Annotated in this window: 22 protein-coding genes; 14 read left to right on the forward strand and 8 right to left on the reverse strand. The window is 73.3% G+C overall.

All coding sequences use genetic code 11. The features are described from left to right. Positions 1–14: 14 nt before the first annotated feature. The 9 genes from O7611_RS29265 (at position 15) to O7611_RS29305 (ending at position 7,474) form a co-directional block, all read left to right on the forward strand. Positions 15–437 (forward strand): DUF350 domain-containing protein, encoded by a 423-nt coding sequence (locus O7611_RS29265; RefSeq protein ID WP_030269725.1) that lies wholly within the window; start codon positions 15–17, stop codon positions 435–437. Further along, complete coding sequence (locus O7611_RS29270) at positions 437–1,210, forward strand: hypothetical protein (RefSeq protein ID WP_269697918.1); 774 nt, start codon at positions 437–439, stop codon at positions 1,208–1,210. Before O7611_RS29265 ends, O7611_RS29270 begins: the two co-directional genes overlap by 1 nt. Continuing rightward, positions 1,207–2,775 (forward strand): polyamine aminopropyltransferase, encoded by a 1,569-nt coding sequence (locus O7611_RS29275; protein ID WP_269697919.1) that lies wholly within the window; start codon positions 1,207–1,209, stop codon positions 2,773–2,775. Before O7611_RS29270 ends, O7611_RS29275 begins: the two co-directional genes overlap by 4 nt. Positions 2,776–2,842: 67 nt before the next feature. Continuing rightward, entirely contained in the window at positions 2,843–3,841 is a 999-nt protein-coding gene (locus tag O7611_RS29280; RefSeq protein WP_269698183.1) for a hypothetical protein, read from the forward strand. A gap of 67 nt (positions 3,842–3,908) precedes the next feature. Beyond that, positions 3,909–4,685, forward strand: a complete 777-nt coding sequence (locus O7611_RS29285) for a hypothetical protein (protein ID WP_194800178.1) — start codon at positions 3,909–3,911, stop codon at positions 4,683–4,685. A gap of 72 nt (positions 4,686–4,757) precedes the next feature. Further along, complete coding sequence (locus O7611_RS29290; protein ID WP_194800177.1) at positions 4,758–5,540, forward strand: hypothetical protein; 783 nt, start codon at positions 4,758–4,760, stop codon at positions 5,538–5,540. Then, the gene (locus O7611_RS29295) at positions 5,537–6,346 is read left to right on the forward strand and encodes an SDR family NAD(P)-dependent oxidoreductase (protein ID WP_194800176.1); all 810 of its coding nucleotides are present in this window, start codon (positions 5,537–5,539) and stop codon (positions 6,344–6,346) included. Before O7611_RS29290 ends, O7611_RS29295 begins: the two co-directional genes overlap by 4 nt. A 153-nt stretch (positions 6,347–6,499) precedes the next feature. Beyond that, complete coding sequence (gene pyrE / locus O7611_RS29300) at positions 6,500–7,039, forward strand: orotate phosphoribosyltransferase (protein WP_091413808.1); 540 nt, start codon at positions 6,500–6,502, stop codon at positions 7,037–7,039. A 57-nt stretch (positions 7,040–7,096) separates the two neighbouring features. Next, on the forward strand, positions 7,097–7,474 hold the full coding sequence (locus tag O7611_RS29305) for an ArsR/SmtB family transcription factor (RefSeq protein WP_007454255.1): 378 nt from the start codon (positions 7,097–7,099) through the stop codon (positions 7,472–7,474). Between the two features lie 172 nt (positions 7,475–7,646). Here the strand turns inward: O7611_RS29305 and O7611_RS29310 are convergent, their stop codons facing one another. From O7611_RS29310 to O7611_RS29325, 4 genes are all read right to left on the reverse strand, one after another. After that, the gene (locus O7611_RS29310; protein ID WP_194800175.1) at positions 7,647–8,492 is read right to left on the reverse strand and encodes a DedA family protein; all 846 of its coding nucleotides are present in this window, start codon (positions 8,490–8,492) and stop codon (positions 7,647–7,649) included. 23 nt (positions 8,493–8,515) lie between these two features. Further along, positions 8,516–11,032, reverse strand: a complete 2,517-nt coding sequence (locus O7611_RS29315) for a polynucleotide kinase-phosphatase (protein WP_194800174.1) — start codon at positions 11,030–11,032, stop codon at positions 8,516–8,518. Beyond that, positions 11,029–12,558, reverse strand: a complete 1,530-nt coding sequence (locus O7611_RS29320; RefSeq protein WP_194800173.1) for a 3' terminal RNA ribose 2'-O-methyltransferase Hen1 — start codon at positions 12,556–12,558, stop codon at positions 11,029–11,031. The genes O7611_RS29315 and O7611_RS29320 overlap by 4 nt, the downstream gene beginning before the upstream one ends. 213 nt (positions 12,559–12,771) lie before the next feature. Continuing rightward, positions 12,772–14,337 carry an LPXTG cell wall anchor domain-containing protein gene (locus O7611_RS29325; RefSeq protein WP_194800172.1) on the reverse strand — a complete coding sequence of 522 codons (1,566 nt, stop codon included), beginning with the start codon at positions 14,335–14,337 and terminating at the stop codon, positions 12,772–12,774. Between the two features lie 166 nt (positions 14,338–14,503). Between O7611_RS29325 and O7611_RS29330 the strand changes: the two genes are divergently transcribed. Both O7611_RS29330 and O7611_RS29335 read left to right on the forward strand, forming a co-directional pair. Next, entirely contained in the window at positions 14,504–14,986 is a 483-nt protein-coding gene (locus tag O7611_RS29330; protein WP_269697920.1) for a SigE family RNA polymerase sigma factor, read from the forward strand. Further along, on the forward strand, positions 14,986–16,038 hold the full coding sequence (locus tag O7611_RS29335) for an LCP family protein (protein ID WP_269697921.1): 1,053 nt from the start codon (positions 14,986–14,988) through the stop codon (positions 16,036–16,038). Before O7611_RS29330 ends, O7611_RS29335 begins: the two co-directional genes overlap by 1 nt. A gap of 12 nt (positions 16,039–16,050) precedes the next feature. Here the strand turns inward: O7611_RS29335 and O7611_RS29340 are convergent, their stop codons facing one another. Further along, entirely contained in the window at positions 16,051–16,260 is a 210-nt protein-coding gene (locus O7611_RS29340; RefSeq protein WP_120572362.1) for a hypothetical protein, read from the reverse strand. A 138-nt stretch (positions 16,261–16,398) separates the two neighbouring features. Here O7611_RS29340 and O7611_RS29345 point away from each other — a divergent pair, with 138 nt between their 5' ends. Then, positions 16,399–16,782, forward strand: a complete 384-nt coding sequence (locus O7611_RS29345) for a phage holin family protein (protein WP_135242722.1) — start codon at positions 16,399–16,401, stop codon at positions 16,780–16,782. A 163-nt stretch (positions 16,783–16,945) separates the two neighbouring features. Then, a complete protein-coding gene (fbaA, locus tag O7611_RS29350) occupies positions 16,946–17,968 on the forward strand; it encodes a class II fructose-bisphosphate aldolase (RefSeq protein ID WP_194800169.1) in 1,023 nt (340 codons plus the stop codon). A gap of 54 nt (positions 17,969–18,022) precedes the next feature. Here the strand turns inward: fbaA and O7611_RS29355 are convergent, their stop codons facing one another. Then, the gene (locus tag O7611_RS29355; protein ID WP_194800168.1) at positions 18,023–19,237 is read right to left on the reverse strand and encodes an LOG family protein; all 1,215 of its coding nucleotides are present in this window, start codon (positions 19,235–19,237) and stop codon (positions 18,023–18,025) included. A gap of 262 nt (positions 19,238–19,499) precedes the next feature. On the opposite strand from O7611_RS29355, the gene O7611_RS29360 reads away from it, so the two are divergent. Next, entirely contained in the window at positions 19,500–19,928 is a 429-nt protein-coding gene (locus tag O7611_RS29360) for a DUF3151 domain-containing protein (RefSeq protein WP_194800167.1), read from the forward strand. A gap of 48 nt (positions 19,929–19,976) precedes the next feature. Here O7611_RS29360 and O7611_RS29365 read toward each other — a convergent pair whose 3' ends face one another. Together O7611_RS29365 and O7611_RS29370 are read right to left on the reverse strand one after the other, a co-directional pair. Then, positions 19,977–21,824, reverse strand: coding sequence for a MinD/ParA family ATP-binding protein (locus O7611_RS29365; protein WP_194800166.1), 1,848 nt, complete (start codon positions 21,822–21,824; stop codon positions 19,977–19,979). Between the two features lie 74 nt (positions 21,825–21,898). Further along, complete coding sequence (locus tag O7611_RS29370) at positions 21,899–22,897, reverse strand: diacylglycerol kinase family protein (protein ID WP_194800165.1); 999 nt, start codon at positions 22,895–22,897, stop codon at positions 21,899–21,901. Positions 22,898–22,943: the final 46 nt, after the last annotated feature.

Below are 22,943 nucleotides of genomic sequence, written 5' to 3' on the forward strand. Positions count from 1 at the left end.
CCCTGGAGTCTCCCGTGCAGCATCTCGTCACCGACCTGCTGGTCACCCTCGCCTACGGCGCGGTCGGCGTCGTCCTGATGGCGATCGGCTACGTCCTGGTCGACCTGGCCACCCCCGGCAAGCTCCACGAGCTGATCTGGACCGAGCGCAACCGCAACGCGGCGCTGCTGCTCTCGTCCAACCTGCTCGGGGTGGGCACGATCGTGGTCGCCGCGATCGTCGCCAGCGACGACGACTTCACGCTGGGGCTGGTCGGTGCCGCCGCGTACGGCATCCTCGGTCTGGTGATCATGGCGGCGGCGTTCGTGCTGCTCGACGTGGCCACCCCGGGCAAGCTCGGTGAGCTGCTCGTGGACCCGGAGCCGCACCCGGCGGTGTGGGTCTCCGCCACCGTGCACCTCGCCACCGGTGCGATCATCGCGGCCGCGATCATCTGATGAGCGGCAAGCCCGCACAGCATTCGGCGGGGAAGGACAAGCGCACCCAGACGGTGATCTGGTCCGTGGTCGTCGGGGTCGTGGTGGTCGTCTGCGCCATCGGCGCGTTCGGCGGCGACTCGGACACCTCGGTTCCCGCGCCGGCCGCCGACGAGCGCTCCGGCACCGTGCCGATCCTCCGGGCCGCCGCCGGCAGCCAGGGCATCTGCTACGGCTGGGAACTGCTCGACGTGTACGACGAGGTGAGCGTCGGCTCCAACCTCGGCGACGGCACCACAGTCGTCGACGCGCCCGGCTGCGCGCGCTGGATCGCGGTCTCCGCGAACGTCAGGTACACCTCGTCGAGCAGCGAGTCGGAGGACTCCGCCACGATCCGGATCAAGGGGTCGGACGACATCGAGTTCGCCGACCTCGCCGCGATCGAGACCCGGCTGGGCCGCTTCGGGCTGGACGAGGACGCGTTCGTCGACGACCCGGGCTGGGCCGTCACCCGGGCCGCCACGATCCTGCCGCTGCTCGCCGCCGAGCGCGGGCTCGCCGAGCCGGCCGCGACGCCCACCGCCGCGCCGTCGACGGCCGCCGCCCCGCTGCCGGACGCCGGAAACGACTTCTGGCGGGACCGCTGGATCTACGTCCTCAGCTCGGTCGGCCTGTTCCTGCTCGCCGCGCTGTTCCTCGCCGTGGGCGTGCGACAGCGCCGCAACCACCGGGTACGGGTGCCCGCGCAGCGCGCCGGGGCGGGAGCCGCCGGACGTACCCGGAGCAGACGGTGACCGCCGACGTGGCCGCACGGCCGCGGTGGCGCCTGGCCCGCTCGGCGGTCCTGCTCGCGGTCTTCGTGTGCGCGGCCTGCGGCCTGGTGTACGAGCTGGCGCTTGTGGCGCTCGGCAGCTACCTGATCGGCGACACGGTCGGCCAGGCGTCGATCGTGCTCGGCGTGATGGTCTTCGCGATGGGCGTCGGCGCGCTGGTGGCGAAGCCGTTGCAGTCCCGGGCGGTGGTCTCGTTCGCGGTGATCGAGCTGACGCTGGCGCTGCTCGGCGGCCTCTCCGTGCTCGGCCTCTACGCCGCGTTCGCCTGGCTCGACCTGTACGGCCCGGCGCTCGTCGGCACCGCGTTCGTGCTCGGCCTGCTGATCGGCGCGGAGATCCCGCTGCTGATGGTGATGCTGCAACGCATCCGGGAGCAGTCCGCGGGCAGCGCGGTGGCCGACCTGTTCGCCGCCGACTACGTGGGCGCGCTGCTCGGCGGGCTGGCGTTCCCGTTCCTGCTGATCCCGGTCTTCGGCCAGCTCAAGGGCGCGCTCGTGGTGGGCGCGGTGAACGCGGTCGCCGGCGTGGTGCTCGTCTTCACCGTGTTCCGGTCCGACCTCAGCCGTCGGGCGCGGGCCGCGCTCGGCGCCGCCACCGTCGTGGTCGGTCTGCTCCTCGGGTACGCGTGGGTGACCGCGCACGACTTCGAGGTGACGACCCGCCAGCAGCTCTACCGCGACCCGGTGGTGCACGCCGAGCGCAGCCGCTACCAGGAGATCGTGCTGACCCGCTCGGTGCGCGAGCCCGGCCACTCCGACACCGACCTGCGGCTGTTCCTCAACGGCGACCTCCAGTTCAGCTCGATCGACGAGTACCGCTACCACGAGGCGCTCGTGCACCCGGCGATGCGCGGGGCGCACGGCGACGTGCTGGTGCTCGGCGCCGGGGACGGGCTGGCCGCGCGGGAGCTCCTCAAGTACCCGGACGTGCGCTCGGTGACGCTCGTCGACCTCGACCCGGCGGTGGTCGAGCTGGCCCGCCGCGAGCCGCAGCTGCGTGAGCTGAACCGGGAGTCGCTCACCGACCCCCGGGTGCGGGTGCTCAACCTGGACGCGTTCGCGTGGCTGCGTACCGCCACGGACCGCTTCGACGTGGTGATCGCCGACCTGCCCGACCCGGACGAGACGGCCACCGCGAAGCTCTACACGATCGAGTTCTACACGCTGATCCGGCCGGTGCTGGCCCCCGGCGGGCGGCTCGTCGTGCAGTCCGGGTCGCCCTACTTCGCGCCCCGGTCGTACTGGTCGATCGAGCGGTCGATCCGCGAGGCGGGCTTCGCCACCGTGCCCTACCACGTCGACGTGCCGAGCTTCGGCGACTGGGGGTTCGTGCTCGCCGCGCCGGGTGACGTCGCGCCCGAGCTGGCGCTGCCGGACGATCCGCCGCCGCTGCGGTTCCTCACCCCGGCGGTGCTGGCCGCCGCCGGCACGTTCCCCGCCGACCGGGCCCGGATCGACGTACCGGCCTCCACGCTGTTGCGGCCGAGGGTGCTGGACTACGCCCGCGAGGAGTGGCGCGGCTACTAGGTTTCGGGACATGCCACCCGAATCGTCGTCGCGCCACCGACCGGGGATCGGCTGGCTGGTCCGCCGGCTGCCGACCCGGGCGGTCGAGGCGGCCTCCTACCTCCAGGCGTTCGTGCTCTCCGGCGTGGTCACCGTGCTGGCCGTGCGGGCGTACCTGAAGGCCACCGACTATCCACAGCTCGGCGGCGGCGGGCTGCACATCGCGCACGTCCTCTGGGGCGGCCTGCTGCTCGCCGTCGGCCTGGGCATCCCGCTCGTCTTCCTCGGCGGCGGCGCCCGCAGCGGCGGGGCGGTGATCGGCGGCATCGGCTTCGGACTCTTCATCGACGAGGTGGGCAAGTTCGTCACCACCGGCACCGACTACTTCTACGCTCCCGCCGCCGCCATCATCTACGTCGCGTTCGCTCTGCTGGTCCTGCTCACCCAGGCGGTACGCGGACGCACCGGCCGGTCCCGGCTGACCCCCGCCGAACGCACCGCGAACGCGCTGGACATGGTGCTCAGCGGCCTGCCGGGCGGACTGACGGATCGCCGCCGGATCGCCGTGCTGCGGCTCGTGCAGGGCACCGGACCGGCCACCGAGACGGCGGTGGCGCACCTGCTGGACGCCGTACCCCATCGGGAACCGCCGCCGGTGCCGCTCTGGCAGCGGGCGGCGGACCGGGCCCGGCGTCTCGCCGTCTGGGCGGCCGGACGCCGCTGGCTGGTCTGGCCGGTGGTGGTCTACCTGGTCGTCGAGCCGGTGCTGACAGTGGTGGCGGTGTTCCTCGACGGCGTGACCGGGCACCTGGACCAGGAACGGGAGTGGGGCGCGGTGCTCGGCGTCAGCGCCACCGCGCTCGTCACCGCGGTGCTCGGTCTGTGGGCCGCCTGGCTGCTGCGGCGTAACCGGGCCGAGGCGTTCCGCCTGTTCAAGCTGGCGCTCCTCGTCGACCTGCTGTTCGGCCAGGTCTTCAACTTCACGGTGAACCAGTTCGGCGCGGTCTCCGCCGTCGCGCTCGATCTCGCCCTGCTCGGCGTGGTCACCGCCGAGCACCGCCGGTTGCGGCGCGCCGCCGAGAGGTGAGCCATTCCGGCGTGCTGACCTGGTGGAAGATCGCTACGGTGGGCATCTGATCCAGGAAGGGAGAATCATGGTCGATGCTCCGGGCACCCCGCCCCGCACGCGTCCCGGCGTGGTGACGCTCTCCAGTTGGCTGCTCATCCTCGTCGCCGCGATCCAGGTGCTGAACCTGATCGTGGCACTCGCAGTCGTCGGCAAGATCCGCGATGTTCTCGCCGACGCCTACGCGGGCACCTCGGCCGAGTCGGCCGCCGACATCGCGTACGCGTTCAGCATCATCACGGCCATCGTGTCGCTGCTGATCGCGGCCGGCCTCGTCGTCCTCGCGCTGTTGAACAACCGGGGCAAGAACGGCTCCCGGATCACCACCTGGGTGCTGGGCGGCATCCTGTTCTGCTGCACCGGCGGCGGGCTGCTGACCGGTCTCACCGGCGGCATGACCGGCGGCGGCAACACCACCGGTGACGTGCCCAGCTCGGAGGAGATCCAGCGCCGGCTGGAGGACGCGCTTCCGTCCTGGTACACCCCGGTCAACCTGCTGCTGGGCCTGGTCGCGCTGCTCGCCCTGCTGGCCGCGCTGATCCTGCTGGCGCTGCCGCAGGCGAACGAGTTCTTCCGCAAGCCCAAGGCCGGCTGGGAGCCGCCGGTGCCCGGTGGCGCCTACCCGGCGTACCCGTCGCACCCGGGCCAGTCGGGCGACCCGGCGTACCCGCCGTACCCGCCGGCTCCCGGCACGCCGCCGTCGGCGCCCGGTGGTCAGCCGCCGTCCGCCGGTGGTCAGCCGCCGTCCGCGCCGGGCGGTCAGCCGGGTGAGCGCCGCGATCCGGAGCCGCCATCCGGAAGTTGACGTCCGGATTACAGCGACGCCGACGATCCCTCCGAGTAGGTTGCAAGCCGACGCCTACCGGAGGGATCAGTCGTGTCGTACCCCGAACGGGCCGCACCCCGCCGGCCGGGCACGGTCGTCGCCGCGGCGGCGCTGCTGCTGGCGATGGCGGTCGGTGCCGTGGCGTACGCGGTGGTCAACCTGGCCGTCGGTGGCGGCACGGTGGGCCGGTTCCGGGACGCGGCGGCGGAACGGACCGGCGCGAGCGGCGGCGACATCGACCAGGTGGCCGGCCTGCTGCGCGGCTCCACAGTGCTGGCCGCCGTGCTCGGCGTGCTCGCCGGGCTGCTGCTCGCCGGGCTCGCGCTCGGTCTGCTCGCCGGCCGGTCCGGCGCCCGCACGGCGACCTGGGTGGTGGCCGGGACCGGCCTGCTCTGCGGTTGCTGCGGGCTGGCGGTGCTGGTCGGCCAGCGCGCCGCCCCGCTGCGGCTCGGCGCGGACGACCGGATCACCGCAGAGCTGCTGGGCCTCGTCGGCGACGCCTACCCGTCCTGGTGGATCCCGGTGAACGCGACGCTGTCGGCGGCGCAGATCCTCGGCTACCTGGTGGTCGCCGTGCTGCTCACGCTGCCGCCGTCCGGCGCGTTCCTGCGTCGTCGTACCGCACCGCTGCGGCTGTCCGGCTACGGCTCGACCGTGTCCGGCGCGACCGCCCCCGGGCCGACGCCCTGGGGACCGCCACCCGGCCTGAACCCGCCCGCCTCCGCGCCGCCCGCCTCCGGCCCGTCGCCGTACGAGCGGCCCGCACCGCCCCCGTCCGCACCGCCCGCGCCCCCGCCGGGTGGGTTCCCGCCACCTCCGGAGGACCGCCGATGACCGGTGACACCGACCCCTCCCGGCGCCGTGCCCTGGTCACCGGCGCCAGCCTCGGCATCGGCGAGGCGTTCGCCCGCCGGCTGGCCGCGGACGGCTGGGACCTCGTCCTGGTGGCCCGGGACGCCGCCCGGCTCGACGCGCTGGCGGCCGAGCTGACCGGCCGGCACGGCGGCGACGCCGAGACGATCGCCGCCGATCTGTCCACCGAGGACGGCTGCGCGGCGGTCGAACAGCGGCTGACCGCCGGTACGCCGATCGAGCTGCTCGTCAACAACGCCGGCATCAGTCTGAACACGTCGTTCGTCCGGTCGTCGGTGGCGGACGAGGCGCGGCTGGTGCGGCTCAACGTGCTCGCGGTGCTGCGTCTGACCCACGCCGCCCTGGGCCCGATGACCGAACGAGGCCACGGCGCAGTGATTAATGTCTCTTCCGTCGCGGGCTTCGGTGTCCCCATGCCGGGATCCACGTACTCGGCCAGCAAGGCGTGGGTGACGAATTTCAGTGAATCGATCGGCCAGTCCGTCGCGCCGCTGGGTGTGCGCGTGATGGCGCTCTGTCCCGGCTACACGCGAACCGGAAATCACGAACGCGCGGGCATCGACATGTCGCGCCTGCCCGCCTGGGCCTGGCTGCGAGCCGACGATGTGGTCGCCGAAGGGCTCCGTGACCTGCATAAAGGTAAGTCCGTCAGTGTCCCGGACTGGAAGTACAAGGTGGCGGTGGCCGGGCTGCGGCACGCGCCCAAGCGGCTGCTGCGCGGCTTCCGGCGGGACACCCGGGGCGCGGTCGGCCGGCAGCGCGGCTGACCGGCGAGGTACGCACCCGAGCCGGTTCGGTGGCCGGCCGGGATGGACGGTCGCACAGCGTAGCCGCTCATCGCCACCCGTCGGTCGCCCGCAGGGTTGACCAGGGCGGACCCGAAACACGGCGCTCAGACTTGCGAAGTACGCTCTGGGGCCATGGGCGACCACGACGACCTGCGCAAATTCATCACTGACCTTGCTGTGGTGCACGGCCGGGTGGTGCTCTCGTCGGGCCGCGAGGCGGACTGGTACGTGGACCTGCGCCGCGTCACGCTCCATCACGAGGCGGCTCCGTTGATCGGTCGGGTCATGCGTGACCTCACCGCCGACTGGGCGTACGACGCGGTCGGCGGCCTGACCCTGGGCGCCGATCCGGTGGCCGCCGCCATGCTGCACGCCTCGGCGGGCACCGGCCGCGCGGTCGACGCCTTCGTCGTCCGCAAGGAGGGCAAGGCCCACGGTCTCCAGCGCCGGATCGAGGGGCCGGACGTCTCCGGGCGACGGGTGCTCGCGGTCGAGGACACCTCCACCACCGGTGGAAGTGTGTTGACGGCCGTCGAGGCATTGCGTGAGGCAGGGGCCGAGGTGGTGGGTGTGGCGGTTATTGTTGATCGAGGTGCCGGCGACACGGTGCGAGCCGCCGGATTGCCCTATCGGGCGGCCTATACGTTGGCTGACCTCGGCCTTGTGGCGTAAAAGTTTGCCGATTCGGATCTGCTGATATGCAGGCGGATCGATGCTGCTGGTGGAAGGATGGAATACGTGGGAACTGCGTTGGCTGAAATGACCATGCCTCAGATCTCGCCGCTTGCCGGCGAGCCGATCGAACGCGCCGACGCCGAGCGGCTTGCGGGGGTCCTCAAGGCCCTTGCGGACCCCGCTCGGCTGCGGCTGCTCAGCCTGATCCAGTCGGCTCCCGAGGGGGAGGCGTGCGTGTGTGACCTCACCGCGCCGCTCGGCCTCTCGCAGCCGACGGTCAGCCACCACCTGCGAATCCTCACCGAGGCCGGCTTGCTGGAGCGGGAGAAGCGCGGGGTCTGGGCGTACTACCGGCTGGTGCCGTCCGCGATCGCCACGATCGCGGATCTGCTCACCCCGCCGCGGAAGCGGGCCACGAAGAAGGCTCGCTGAAACCTCCGGGCCGGCCCGAACGAGGGTCGTCCCGACCGGGTGACCGGTGGCGTGCGAGGGGTGGCGCCATCAGCGCACGGTGACGGCTGTCGTCGTCCGTGTGACCCGGCTGGAGCAGTGATGTCGAAGGCCGGTCCTCGTCCGAGGGCCGGCCTTCGGCGTCCGTACGTGCTCAGTGGCGGTGCTGACCGCCGTGCCCGTCACCGTGACCGGGGCGGTGCTCCTCGATGCTCTCCCGGGCCGCCTCCACAGTGCCGGCCATCGTCGCCGCGGTGATGACGGCGACCGCCTCGCCGCGCTTGCGCGCCCGCCGGTCGCGGAGGAACTCGAAGAAGATCGGCAGCACCGAGATCACGATGATCAGTGCGACCACCGGCAGGATGTACCTGTCGATCTTGTCGCCGATGGCGTCGTAGATCTGCCGGGCCAGCAGGTAGCCGACCAGCAGGATGCCGTCCACCCAGAGGACCGCGCCCACCACGTTCCACACGAAGAACTGGCGGGCCGGCATGCCGAGCACCCCGGCCACCGGGTTGAGGAACGTCCGCACGATCGGGATGAACCGGGCCAGCACCACGGCCTTCGCCGGGCCGAACTTCTGGAAGTAGTACTCCGCCTTCTCCACGTACTCCCGCTTGAACAGCCGGGAGTTGGGCTTCTCGAACATGCGGCGGCCGTACCGGGCGCCGAGCCAGTGCCCTAGCTGGGCGCCGACGATGGCGCAGATCGGACCGCCGATCAGCAGACCGGCCAGGGACAGGCGGGTGCCGTCGCCGAAGATGGCGTCGGCCACCGGTGAGGCGGCCACCCCGGCCAGGAACAGCAGCGAGTCACCCGGGAAGAAGAAGCCGACCAGCAGCCCCGTCTCGGCGAAGAGGATCACCCAGACGCCGATCATGCCGAAGGTGTGGATGAGGTCCTTCGGGTCGAGCGGGTTCAATGCCACGCTCTCGGAGAACATCCGGGTCTTCTCTGCTGTGTCCACGGCCACACAGGGTACCCCGGCCCGGTCCGGCATATCGGCCGGACCGGGCGTCGTCGTCAGAGGCGGGGGTCCACCGGCTCGGACTCGCAGGCGAGGATCGCGAACACCAGCTCGTGGCGGCGCCAGAGCGGAGCGTCCTCGGCCAGCGCGTCCAGGGCGGCCAAGCCGAGGCCGTGCTCCCGCAGGGCGAGCCCGCGCTTGCGCCCCAGCGACCGGCGGCGCAACGCGGCGAGCTGCGCCGCCCCGGTGTACCCGGGACCGTAGATGATCCGCAGGTACTCCCGCCCTCGGCACTTGATCCCCGGCTGGAGCAGCGAGCCCTTCGGCGAACGGGCGGCCAGGCCCGCGTACGGCTTGACCACCATGCCCTCGCCGCCGGCCGCGGTGAGCGTCAGCCACCACTCGGTGGCGTCGGCCACCGCCGACTCGTCGGCCAGGTCCACCACCCGGCGTCGGGTCGGGGTGAAGAACTCCGGGTCGGCGGCGCAGAGCCGGTCGGCCAGCGCCAGGTGCCAGCCGTGGTCGCGGTCGGCGTAGCTCACCCCGGCCCCGGCCAGCACCGCGAACGGCGCCAGCGTCACCCCGCGCAGCCCGTCGGTCGGCCGGACGTACGCCCGGTAGGCAGCCGAGTAGGCGGTGACCTCGGCGGCCCGCCCGGCCATCCGGTTGCGCAGCGTGTCCACCGGCATCCCGCGCCCGGCGGCGGTGTCCAGCGCGGCGAGCACCGCGGGCAGCGCGGCCCGCCCGGCCGCGCCGACCCCGGCGTACTGCTCGCGGATCAGCCCGCCCGCCTTCGCCGACCAGGGCAGCAGCTCGGCGTCGAGCAGCAGCCAGTCGGTGCCCAGCTCGGCCCAGAGGCCGGCGGTGGTGACCGCGGCGCGCACCCGGGCCAGCAACTCGTCGTCGAGCGGCGGGCCGAAGAACGGCCTGCCGGTACGGGTGTGCACCACCCCGCCGCCGAAGCGGCCCGGCTTGCGCTCCACGAGCAGCACCGCCCGCGAGCCCATGTGCTTCTCCTCGCAGACCACCCGGTCGACGCCCGCCGCGCGGTAGTCGGCGAACGCCTCGGCCGGGTGTTCCAGGAACCCGTCCACTGTCGACGTGGAGCAGGGCGCCATTGTCGGCGGCAGCCACACCAGCCGGCCCGGGTCGACCGCGAACCGGCTCATCACCTCCAGCGCGGCGGCGGCGTTCTCGGCCGGCACTGTGAGCGACCCGTACGCGTGGGTGAGATGCCGTCGCCCGGTGACGTCGGCCAGGTCCAGCACGGTGTCCGGCCGTGACGGTGCGACCGGGACCAGCGGGCGGGCCGGGGCGTACCACTCCTTGACCGCCGGGACGGCCACCAGCTCCTTCTCCGGGTAGCGCAGCGCGGTGAGCTGCCCGCCGAACACGCAACCGGTGTCCAGGCAGATGGTGTTGTTCACCCACTCCGGCTCGGGCGTCGGCGTGTGCCCGTACACGACCATCGCCGAACCCCGGTAGTCCCGCGCCCACGGGTAGCGCACCGGCAGGCCGTACTCGTCGGTCTCGCCGGTGGTCTCGCCGTAGAGCGCGAACGACCGCACCCGGCCGGACGCCCGTCCGTGGTATGCCTCCTTCAGCCCGGCGTGCGCCACCACGAGCCGGCCGCCGTCGAGCACGTAGTGGCTGACCAGCCCGTCGATGAACGTCTCCACCCCGGTGACGAACTCCGGCGGCTCGGCGGCGAGCTGCTCCATCGTCTCGGCCAGGCCGTGGGTCAGCTTGACGTCCCGGCCGCGCAGCTTGCGCAGCAGCTTCTGCTCGTGGTTGCCCGGCACGCAGATCGCGTGGCCGGCCGCCACCATGCCCATCACCAGGCGGAGCACGCCGGGCGAGTCCGGGCCGCGGTCCACCAGGTCTCCGACGAACACCGCGGTACGCCCCGACGGGTGTGCCGCGTCCACCGGGCGGCCCGCGTCGTCGTGCCGCAGCACGTAGCCGAGCCGGGACAGCAGCGCCTCCAGCTCGGTACGGCACCCGTGCACGTCCCCGACCACGTCGAACGGACCGGTCAGCTCGCGCCGGTCGTTGAACAGCTTCTCGTAGCGGATCTCCGCGGCGTCGATCTCGTCCACCCCGCGCAGCACGTGCACCTTGCGGAAACCCTCGCGGGCCAGCCGCCCGTACGACTGCCGCAGGTCGCGGCGCATCCGGTTGAGCACCTGCCGGCCGTGCGTGCGGTCGGCGCGCGCCTCGGTACGCTCCCAGGCCACCGCCTCCGGCACGTCCAGCACGATCGCCACCGGCAGCACGTCGTGCTCCCGGGCCACCCGGATCAGCCCGGCGCGGGCGTGCGGCTGGAGGTTCGTCGCGTCGACCACGGTGAGCAGGCCGCGCCGCAGCCGGATGGCGGCGACGTGGTGCAGCGCGTCGAACGCGTCGGCGGACGCGGACTGGTCGTTCTCGTCGTCGGCCACCAGGCCGCGGAACGTGTCCGAGGAGAGCACCTGGCTGGGCGCGAAGTGCCGCCGGGCGAACGTGGACTTGCCGGAGCCGGAGACGCCGACGAGCGCCACCAGTGCCAGCTCGGGGATGTCCAGGACGGTCATCGGTTCGTCGCCTCCTTCCGGTCGTTGCTGTCGTTCCGGTTGTTCCGGTCGGCCCGGTCGCGCCGGCCGGTGCTTTCGTCGCGGTCGGCGCGGGTGAGCACCGCCATCTGGGTCGGCGTGCCGACCTCCGGGTCGTCGTCGCCGACGCCGCTGAGCACCGCCGTGTAGCCGTGCGCCGCCGCCACCCGGTCCACCCAGGCGGCGAACTCGGCCCGGGTCCACTCGAACCGGTGGTCCGCGTGCCGGAACCGGCCCGGCTCGAGCCCCTCGTAGCGCACGTTGTACTCCACGTTCGGGGTGGTCACCACCACCGTGCCCGGCCGGGCGTGGCCGAACACCGCGTCCTCCAGCGCCGGCAGGCGCGGCGGGTCGAGGTGCTCGACGACCTCCATCAGCACCGCCGCGTCGTACCCCCGGAGCCGATCGTCCCGGTAGGTCAGCGCGGACTGCCACAGCCGGATCCGGTCCCGCTGCCGCTCCGGAAGACGGTCCAGGCGCAGCCGCCGGGCGGCCAGACCGAGCGACCGGTCCGACACGTCGACGCCCACCACCTCGGTGAACCGCCGGTCGGCGACCAGCGCGGTGAGCAGCGCGCCGCCACCGCAGCCCAGGTCCAGCACCCGGCTCGCGCCGCTGTCCCGCAGCGCGGCCAGCACCGCCTCCCGACGCCGTACCGCCAGCGAGGCCCGGCGGACGTCCTCCGCCGTCCCGGCCCCGCCGCCCGACGACTCGGCCGGCTCTCCGGTCGACGGCTCGATGCTGTCGTCGGCGGGCGGCTCGTCGGCCAGCCGCAGCTCGGTGAGCCGGGCCATCGCCTCGCCCGCGAGCGCCCGGCGGTGCGCCAGGTAGCGGCGCGTGATCAGGCCCCGCTCCGGATGACCCGCCAGCCAGCCGGCGCCGGCGCGCAGCAGCTTGTCCACCTCGTCCGGCGCCACCCAGTAGTGCTTCGCGTCGTCGAGCACCGGCAGCAGCACGTACAGGTGGTTGAGGGCGTCCGCGAGCCGCAGCGTGCCGGTCAGCGTCAGGTCGACGTAGCGGCTCTCGCCCCAGTCCGGGTACGCCTCGTCGAGCGGGATCGGGGTGGCAGTCACGGTCCAGCCCAGCGGGGCGAAGATCCGTACCGCCAGCTCGGCGCCGCCCCGGCAGCGCAGCACCGGCACCCGTACGGTCAGCGGGATCGCGCTCGCCGCCAGCTCGGGACGGTCGCGCGACTCGCCGCGCAGGGCGGAGCGGAACACCTTCGCCAGCGCCGACGAGAGCAGGCTCGACGCCGCGTACGGGCGGTCGTTCACGTACTGTCCGAGCGCGAAGCCCTCCGGCGCGCGGTTCTTCCGGCCGCCGCCCAGCTTCAGCGGATCGACCTCGACCAGCAGCGCCGCCGTGCAGCGCGCCTCGTCCGCCTCCGGGTAGAACACATGCGCGGACCCGGCGGGCAGGTCGAAGCTCTGCACGCGGTCCGGATGCTTCACCAGGAGGTGGCCGAGGTCGGTCGCCGGACGGTGGGTCGTGGTGAGGGTCAGCAGCACTTGTCGATGATCTCTTGGTTTGTTGGCTCGTGTCGTGGGGTTTCCGGGGAGCCCGACCCGCTCCGGGCGGTCAGGCTTGATCCCTGCGCGGGCCGGGCTCCCCGGAAACCTGACGTGGCCCGGCTTGTCGGAGCCGTGCTGCTGGATGTCCTTCTTCTATATGGCGGTGCCCCGCCGACCTCTGGGTCGGCGGGGCACCTGGTGTCGCGTGGGTCAGGCGACGAAGCGGGTCTTGCGGCGGCGGGTCAGCACGTAGCCGACCACACCGGCGGCGAGCAGCAGCGCGCCGATGCCGGCGATCAGGCCGGTGGCGGAACCGGTGATCGGCAGCGTGCCGCCGTCACCGCCGCCCTGGCCACCGTCGCCCGGGTCACCGGGCGTGCCGGGGGTGCCGCCGGCCGGGTTGATGACGATCGCGGCGGTGTCGTTCTTGCCGTTCGGGTCGCCGGCGAGCTTCGTGGTGAAGCTGCCGGTCGCGTTCGCGGTCACCGTGTCGACGCGAAGGCGGAACTCGTACGGGTTCTTCATGCCCCTGGGGCTCTCGGTGACCTGGCAGGCGTACTCCTTGGCGCCCGGCTCACCCCAGTTCGCGGTCCACGGGTCCCACTCCTTCGTGGGCAGGAACGGCACGCAGTCGTACGGCGCCTCGACGGCGGTCGTGCCGGCCGGGACGGTGACCCGGACCGGCAGGTCCTCCAGGCGGATGCCCGGGGTGCCCTGGCCCAGGTACTCCAGCGTGGCCGGACCCAGGTTGGTGAAGCTCGGCGCGACAGTGACGACGTCGCCCTTCTTCCCGGTGGCGGTGGCGCCCTCGGCGGCGAGGTCGGCCGGGTTGTCACCGGTGACCTTCACGGTCGCGACAGTGAAGTTGTTCATCTGGTCCAGGTCGGTCTGCGGCACCCGCGCGGCCTGCACCGACTTCTCGACCAGACGCAGCTCGGGGCCCGTGCCGGGCTTGACCTCGTCGAGCCAGTCCTCGAACGCCTGGTCGAAGTCGTCGGTGGTCCACCAGTCGAGGTAGACCGGGAACCGGGCGCCGGTACGCGTCTCCGGCCGCAGCTTGATCGGAAGGTCCTCGGAGAGCTTGTACGACCGGCCCGGCTCGATCTTCGTGTCGAAGGCGCAGAAGGCGTAGAACCCGTCTTCCTGAGCCCGGCAGTTGGAGAAGTTCCCGCCGTACGACGCGAGCCAGTCGGCCTGCACGACGAGCACCGTCCCGTCGACTGTGGTGTCGCCGCCGTTGCGGACGACACCCGGCACGGCGGCGCGGCCGCCGGGGGCGCCGCTCGCCTCGACGGTCGGGTCGCTCACCAGGTCGACGCCCTCGGCGATGGTGACGCCGGCCGTACCGGTGGCGGTCTTGCCGCCCGACGTGACGCTGATCTTCAGTGCGCCCTTCTGGCCCGGCTCGGCGGTGTCCTTGCCGTTGACCAGGTAGTCGAACCAGGGCTCGTCGCCGTCGGCGAGGTCCGCCTCGCAGTGCATCTTGGTGGAGGAGACGTCGCAGGTCCAGTCCCACGCCGGCTCGACGGTGGCGAAGCCCGAGACCGCGGAGAAGTCGATGTCGATCGTGGTCCGGCCGAACTTGGGCTCCGACTCGCCGTCGGACACGTGCGCGAAGAGCGAGCCGTAACCCAGGTGGCCCGGGGCGACGAGCAGGTCGTGCGTGACGACCTCGAACGGCGCGTCCGCCGCGAGGGCGGGGGTGGCGGAGGCGGCGACGAACGCGCCTGCGACGCCCAACCCGGCGAACCAGCGCCGGGTGGAGTTGCTGAGCATGTGGGGGGTCCTCCCGTGGGGTGATCAGGTGGAGCCCCCGGAGCTTAAGGATTCCTTAAAGGATCGCGTTGTCCCACATCATGAATATTGACCGAACGGATGATCGGCGCCACCGCAATGTTCCACCTGCCCGGAACCGTCCATCAATCGGACACCGGGAGGTGCAGTGACGTACGAGGAGTTCGCCGACGCGCGGTTGGGCGCCCTGCTGCGGTACGCGGTCATGCTGACCGGGGACCCGCACCAGGCGCAGGATCTGGTGCAGGACACCCTGGTCCGGGTCCAGCTCAACTGGCGGCGGGTGGCCCGCACCGACGCCCCGGAGCGGTACGTGCGCCGGATGCTCACCAACCAGTTCATCGACTGGCGGCGCGGATCGTGGGCGCGGCGGGTGCTGCTGCGCGGCGCGGCGGACGAATCGGTGCCCGCGCCGGCCGACCACGCCCAGTCCGCGGCGGACCGGGACCAGATCCGGTCCTGGCTGTCCCGGTTGCCCCGGCGTCAGCGCGCCGCGCTGGTGCTGCGCTACTACGAGGACCTGCCGGACGGGGAGATCGCCGAGGTGCTCGGCTGCGCCGTCGGCACCGTCCGGTCCAGCATCTCGCGTGCGCTGGCCACCCTCCGAGCCGAACTCGTGGAGGTCTCCTGATGATCGAGGACGAGCTGCGGGCCGCGTTCGCCCGCCTCGAGGAGTCGACCCCGCCCGTCGGCCCGGTCCGGGCCGCCGTCGACCGGGCGGTGATCATCCGCCGTCGGCGCCGCCGGCGCGTACGCCTGGCCGGCACGGCGCTGGCGGTCGCCGCCGTCGCGCTCGTCGGTTTCACCGCGATGGCGCCCCGGCCGCCGGCGCCCACGGCGGCGCCCCCGCTCGCCACGCCGGTGCCCGAGCCCGGCGGCGCACTGAACCTGCTGCTGCTCGGCGTCGACCAGCCGGTCGGCAGCCGGCGCGCCGACTCGGTGCTGCTGGTGCACCTGCCGGCCGACCGGAGCCGGCTCTATCTCGTGTCGTTCCCGCGTGACCTGCTGGTGCCGGTGCCGCCGCAGGGCGGGACGGAGAAGCTCAACGCGACGTTCTCCCGCGCCGCCGGGTCGGGCACCGACCTGGCCGCCGGCTACCGGGCGACCCGCGAGGCGGTCGCCCGGCTGACCGGGGTACGCGTCGACGCCGGCGCGGTGCTCACGTACCCGGGGGCGCGCGAGCTGACCGACGCGGTCGGCGGCGTGCCGGTCTGCCTGCCGGCGCCGGTGCGTTCGGTGCACACCGAGCGGCGGTTCCCGGCCGGATGTCAGCGGCTCGACGGCGCGGCGGCGGTGGACCTGCTGCGGCAGCGGTACGGGCTGCGCGACGGTGGGCTGGACCGGGACCGCAACGCGGCCCGCTACGCCGCCGGCCTGCTCCGCCAACTGCGGGAGCAGGGCACGGCGACCGATCCGGCGCAGCTCGGCCGGCTGCTCCTACGGATCGGATCGGCCGTCACGATCGACACCGGTGATCTGTCGCTGCCGGTGCTGACCGCCGCGAGCGGCCGAACCGCCGCCGTGGAGCCGGTCGCGCTCGCCTTCCCGGTACGCGACGAGTGGAACGGCCGCGGGTACGAGCCGGACCCGGAACTCGCCCCCGGATTCCTGGACGCGCTACGGGCGGACCGGCTGGCGCAGTGGGCCGCCGCCCACCCGGGACAGGTCACCGCCCTGCGGTGAGCGGGCCCCGGATCAGCGGTAGTCGTCCTCGTCGGCGGTGACGACGCGGGCCTGCTCCATGGCGTCCCAGTCGTCGACCTCCATGCCCCGGTGCGGCTCACCGTCCGTCTCGTCGGTCACCGTGGTGGCCTGCTCGACCGCGTCGGCCGGTTCGGCCTCCAGATCCCGCTCCTCCGGGGCGAGGTGGTCACTGGGGGCGAAGTCCTCGTCGGGCTGACCCATCGTCCCTCCCTGTTCTCCGTGCGGGCATCGTCCCCACCACCGTACGGGCTGCTCCGGGCCCTCGCTGGGTGGCGGGCGGAACGGCGGAGTCGGCGATTGTCCCGCTCCCGGCGCACGGCCGGTGCCAGGATGGGAGGCATGGGCTTCCTGATCCGACTGGCGATCACCGCGGTCGCGTTGTGGATCGCGACCCTGATCGTGCCCGGAGTGGAGGTGAGCGGCCGCAACACCGGCAGCAACGTGCTCACCCTGATCGTGGTGGCACTGGTCTTCGGTGTCGTGAACGCGGTGCTCAAGCCGCTCATCAAGGTGTTCGGCTGCGTGTTCTACCTGCTCACGCTCGGCCTGTTCGCGCTCGTGGTGAACGCGCTGCTGTTCCTGCTGACCGACTGGATCGCCGGGGTGCTGAAGCTCCCGTTCCACGTGGACGGCTTCTGGGCCGCCTTCTGGGGCGCCATCGTGGTCGCGGTGGTGAGCTGGCTGATCAGCGTCGTCGTACCGGACCGGCTGGAGAACCGGTGAGCGGCGTCCGGGCCGGTTGTGCCCCGCTCACGCTCCTGCGGGATACTGCCCGCGGTGGACAGCGCGGTCCGGCGCAACCGTGGACGTGAGCGACCGGAACGGGTCGCGCCCATGGAAGACAGCGGCCTGCACGGCCGAGAGCGGTAAGTAAGGAGCGTTCGACATGCCCATCGCTTCCCCCGAGGCTTACGCGGAGATGCTGGACCGGGCCAAGGCCGGCCGGTACGCGTACCCCGCGATCAACGTGACCTCCTCGCAGACGCTGAACGCGGCGCTCAAGGGCTTCGCCGACGCGGAGAGCGACGGCATCATCCAGGTCTCCACCGGTGGTGCGGAGTACCTGTCCGGCCCGTCCGTGAAGGACATGGTGACCGGCGCGACGGCGTTCGCCGCGTACGCGCACGAGGTCGCCAAGAAGTACCCGGTGAACATCGCGCTGCACACCGACCACTGCCCGAAGGACAAGCTGGACAAGTTCGTCCGGCCGCTGATGGCCATCTCGCAGGAGCGCGTCAAGAACGGCCAGGAGCCGCTGTTCCAGTCGCACATGTGGGACGGCTCGGCCGTGCCGGTGGCGGAGAACCTGGAGATCGCCGAGCAGCTCCTCGCCGAGGCCGCCAAGGGCAAGATCGTCCTCGAGATCGAGGTCGGCGTCGTCGGCGGCGAGGAGGACGGCGTCGAGAACGCCATCAACGACAAGCTCTACACCACCGTCGAGGACGGCCTGGCGATGGTCGACGCGCTCGGCCTGGGCGAGAAGGGCCGCTACATGGCGGCGCTGACCTTCGGCAACGTGCACGGCGTCTACAAGCCGGGCAACGTCAAGCTGCGCCCCTCGGTGCTGCACGACATCCAGGTGGCGGTGGGCGCCAAGTACGGCAAGGACAAGCCGCTCAGCCTGGTCTTCCACGGCGGCTCCGGCTCGCTGCTGTCGGAGATCCGGGAGGCGTTGGACTACGGCGTGGTGAAGATGAACATCGACACCGACACCCAGTACACCTTCACCCGCCCGGTCGCGGACCACATGTTCCGCAACTACGACGGCGTGCTGAAGGTCGACGGCGAGGTCGGCAACAAGAAGATGTACGACCCGCGCGTCTGGGGCAAGGCCGCCGAGGCCGGCATGGCCGCCCGCGTGGTCGAGGCCTGCGAGCACCTGCGCTCCACCGGTACCACCATGAAGTGACGCCCCGCGCGTGAACGGAAGGCCGGCACCCGGACGGGGCCGGCCTTCCGTGTCTCACCCGCCGGTCAGCACCCGGACGGCCTCGCGGACGTCGTCGGTCAGGTGGATCGTGTGCGACAGGTCGCCGAACGGGGACGCGGCGAACAGCGGCCGCAGCAGCGACTCCACCGGCAGCTCGGTGGTCCAGTACGTGCGGTCCAGGAAGACGTACGCCCCGCTCGCCCCGTCGGTGCCGTAGAACGTCTTGGTGGCCGCCTGGAACACCTCCTGCACGGTGCCGGCCTTGCCGGGCGCGAACACGATCCCGCCCCGGGCCAGCCGCAGGATGGTGTCCTCCCGGATGGCGTTGGAGAAGTACTTCGCGATCCGGCCCGCGAACAGGTTCGCCGGCTCGTGGCCGTACAGCCAGGTGGGGATGGCCAGCCCGCCGGAACGGGCCCACTCGGTGCCCGGCGCCGACGGGCGGGGCGAGGGCAGCGACGTGCCGTCCGCGTACCGCTTGCGCACCGCCAGCGCCGCCGCCGTGTACCGGTCGTGGTCGGTGAAGTCCGGCGCGACGGCGAGCACGTCGATCGCGGCGGACAGCTCCTCGGCCGGCCAGGCCGCGAGGAACGCGCCGAGGTTCGCCGCCTCCATCACGCCCGGACCGCCGCCGGTGACCACCAGGCGGTCGGCCCGCGCCAGCTCCCAGCCCAGCACCGCGGCCATCCGGTACGCGACGCTGCCGCGCGGCACCGCGTGCCCGCCCATCACCCCCACCACCGACTGCGGCCCGTGGGCGGCCAGCCACGACCGGGTGGCGTCGGCGAGCGCGTTGTCCACACCGTGGTCGTGCAGTCGCTGCCCGAGCGCCTCGCGTACGTCGGGCAGCGCGCCGCCGTGTGCCCGGAAGTGCGCGTACACCCGGGTGTCGTACATCTCGGCGAACCCGCCCTCGGCGAACCCGGCGGCCAGCTCGTCGGCGGTGTAGAGGTGCGACGGCTGGGTCGGATACGGCAGCCCGGAGAACGGCGGGACCACGTTGGCGCCCCGGCGGACCAGGTCCGCGCCCACCTCCCGGCCGGCGAAGCGGCAGCCCACGAAGAGCGTGCCGGTGACGTCGACGTCGCGCAGGTCGGGTACCGGGTCGAGGTCGAGGCGCAGGCCCTGCACGGTCAGGCCGGCCAGGGTGCCCCCGGCCAGCCGCTGCTCGAACGCGGTGCGGGTCTCGATCTCGTTGACGTGGGGCGCGTGCGGCTCGATGACGTCCGCGGGTGGTGGGGTCGGCACCAGGTCATCCTGCCCCCGCACGGCAAGTGCCGAAACCGGGGCGGGGAACGACAGGAGCCCGGCGGGCACGCCGCCGGGCTCCTGCATAACCGGGTCCTGGGGAGGCTCCGGATCTGTATTTGTAGTGCAAGAACCACGGCGGCGGCATGGGCCGCGGGTACGTGTGCTCCCGCCGCAGGCGTGACGAAACCCTCAGCCGTTCAGCCAACCGTCCGGGCGGGGCCCCTCGCGTACCCGTGGGCGAAGCGGGTTGAATGGGGCGATGCAGAACCTGTTGCCTGAGCCACCGGCCACCCTGCTCCCGACCCACGAGGAGGCCGACGCCGCGCTGGCGGCGGCGGCCGAGCAGGGCACCGACGAGGCGTACGCCGAGGTCGCGGCCCGTTTCCCGACCTACAGTGCGGCCTGGGCCGCGCTGGCCGGCCGCTCGCTCGCCGCGGGTCAGGTCGTGACGGCGTACGCGTACGCCCGCACCGGCTATCACCGGGGCCTCGACCAGCTGCGCCGCAGCGGCTGGAAGGGCCACGGCCCGGTGCCCTGGTCGCACAAGCCCAACCGGGGCTTCCTCCGCTGCCTCTACGTGCTGTCCCGCGCCGCGGGGGAGATCGGCGAGGCGGACGAGGCGGCCCGGTGCGCCCAGTTCCTCCGCGACTGCGACCCGGCCGCCGGAGACGCGCTCTCCGGCGACTGACCACTGCCGCGACGGCCGGCCCTCTCGTGGTCGGCCGTCGCGCCCGTCCTACAGCCCTTCCGCCACCGACGCGGCGATCTTCAGCCAGGCGTCCCGGGTGGCGGAGGAGAGCTGCCCGTACCGCAGCGGCTCGCCGGTGTCGATGAGCCGCTCGTACGGTGCCAGCAGCACCGCCCGGGTCCGCGCCGCGAAGTGGGCCTGGATCGCGGGCAGGTCGATCTCCTTGCGGGACGGCGGCATCGAGACCACTGTGACCGCCTGGCGTACCAGCCGCTGCCGGCCGCTCTGCTCCAGGTGGTCGAGCATCCGGGCGGCGGTCTCGGCCGAGTCGTTACGGGCCGACATGGTCACCACGAGCTGGTCGGTGGCGTCCATCGCGGCCTGCCAGTTCTGCGCCCGGACGTTGTTGCCGGTGTCCACGAAGATCAGCTTGTAGAAGCGGCTGACCACCTCGCGGATCTCCGCGAACGCGGCGGCGGTGAGCATCTCGCCGCCGGTCGCCGACTCGTCCGAGGCGAGCACGTCGAACATGCCCTCGCCCTGCGAGCGGACGTACTGCGACAGGTCGCCCACCCGGCCGTGCGGCCCCTGGAACTGGGCCAGGTCCCGCAGCATGTCCCGCACCGTACGGGCGTGGAAGTCCTGCTGGGCCCGCATGCCCAGGGTGCCCTGGGTCTCGTTGTTGTCCCAGGCCAGCACGTATCCGCCGCGCTTCTGCCCGAACGTCATGGCGAGCAGCAGGATCGCCACCGTCTTGCCGGCGCCGCCCTTCGGGTTGACCACCGTCACCTGGCGCAGCCCGCCGAAGTTGCGGCGGACCATCTCGATGTCGCGCTTCATCTCCTGCTCGTGCCGCCCGGGCGGGAGCCGGACCAGCCCGATCTTGTTGACCACCGCGCGTACGCCCATCGTGGCCACCGGGTCGACCGGCCGGGCCTGGCGGCGGCGGGCGAAGTCCTCGGCGGTCGGGGGTACCGCCTGCTGCGGTGTCCAGCCCTGCTCCGGGTGGGGCGCTCCGGGCTGAGGCGGCGGTGGCGGCACCACCGGGCCCGACACCGGCGCCTGCGGCGGCAGCGGGCCGCCCGGCTGCGGCTCGCCGGCCTGGGGCGTCCAGCCGGGCGGCGGGTACCAGCCGGGCTGACCAGGTTGCGGCTGGTACGCGGACGGCGGGTAGCCGTTGCCGTACGGGGACGGCTGCGCCGGCACGCCCGGCGACGGCGGGAACGGCCCGAGGCGGGGCGTCTGCTCGGACGCGCCCGGCCCTGCCGGTCCCGTACCGGATTCCGGTGACGGCTGCGTCCCGGCGACGGTGGCCCGGCCCGCGGCGACGCCGTCGGCGGGGAGGGCGTCGGACGGTGGGGACGGTGCCGGGGTGACAGTGGCGCGGCCGGACACCGTGCCGTCCTCGGGGAGGGCGTCAGGAGGCGGGGGCGGCGCCACGGTGGCGCGGCCGGACGCGGTGCCGTCGGCCTCCGCCGCCTCGGCCGGCGGAGCTGCTGCCTCGACGGGAAGCGGGTCCGGCGTGGTGGCGGAGTCCGACCCGGCCCGCTGCGGCGGCTGCGCCCACGGCGAGGCGGGCCGTCCGTTCCCGGCGCCGTCGCCCGCGGTAGCCGCTCCGGCAGTGCCGGAGGTGGGCGTGGTTGCCGGGACATCAGCCGCTGCCGGTGCCTGGGGCGCGGGGACGTCCGCCGCTGCCGGTGCCGGTGGCGCCGGGACGTCCGCCGCCACCGGCGTGGGAGCGTCGGCCGACGGGAGCGGCCAGGGCACCGACGCCCACGGCGGGATCGTGGCCGCCGCCGCGTCGGTCTCCTCCGGCGGCCACAGCGGCTCGACGTCCCGCTGCGGCACCTGCGGTCGGCCCGGTACGTGGGCCCGGTCGTCGTTCTCGTGCACCACGGTTCCTCCCCATTCCTTCCGCCGAGGATAGGCGGTCCGGCCAGCGCCGCGAGCCGGGTGGGGATCGACCGAGGTCAGCCCGTCCAGACCGCCCAGGCGCCCGGCTCGGTCCACCAGGAGCGCTTACGGCTCAGTTCGCCCTCGACGCCGTCGTCGAGGAAGGGCACCTTCTCGTCGCGGGGCACCACCGCCACCGCGCGTCCCCGCGCCCGGCGTACCTCCAGCCGGACCTTCTTCCGGCCCAACGCCGACCGGGTCACCACCGGTACGGCGACGCCCACCGTCACCCGCCCGTCGGCCGGATCCGGGCCGCCCAGCAGGTCCACCTCACCGAGGCGCGCGTACCCGCCCGCGTTGCCGATCGCGCACGCGGTGATCGGCTCCGAACCGTCGCTGAGCACCGTGCCGTCGACCTCGACCCGGGCCCGCCAGTGCAGCGGGCGGCCGGCGTCGTCGGCGGCGCCGAGCAGCGCACCGTCCAGCGTCACCGAGCCGCCGTCGTTGCGCAGCAGGTCGAGCCGCCGGGCGGTGCCGTCCAGCACCGCGGCGGCCACACCCGCCGGATCCCGGGGCAGCCCGAGCTGCGCGGCCAGGTCCCGCGCCGTCCCGGACCGGGCCGGATCGAGCGGGAGTACGCCGACCGGGGGCAGGTCGGGCACCGTACGGTCGTCGGCGAGGTCCGCGGGGCGGCGGCTCGGCGGCGGAGCGTACCGGCGCACCAGCCGGCGCAGGACGGCGCGCAACTGACCGTCACTCGCCGTGGCGACGATCAGCCGGGTCTTGCCGTCGGAATCGGGCCAGGTGAGTCCGTCGGCGCGCGGCGGACCGTCGAGGCGGGCCAACACCTCGTCGATCTCCTTGTCGGACCGCGCGGTCACGGTGGTCACCCGGGCACCCCGGGCGGTCAGCTCGTCGGCGCAGGCCAGCACCGGTACGCGCGGCGTCTCGCAGCGCTCCTCGCCGGTCTCGGCGGCGGTGTCGTCCGCGCCGCCGCAGCAGGCGCCGTCGCTGCCGCAGCCACCACCGGGAGCGTCCCGCTCCGAGCCGAGAGTGAGCAGCACCACGTCGTACACGAAGGAGCCTCCTGCTTCTCGACCAACCCCTGCTGGTCCCACCGTC

Source organism: Micromonospora sp. WMMC273 (assembly GCF_027460285.1).
In the GTDB taxonomy this organism is placed as follows: Bacteria; Actinomycetota; Actinomycetes; order Mycobacteriales; family Micromonosporaceae; genus Micromonospora; species Micromonospora aurantiaca.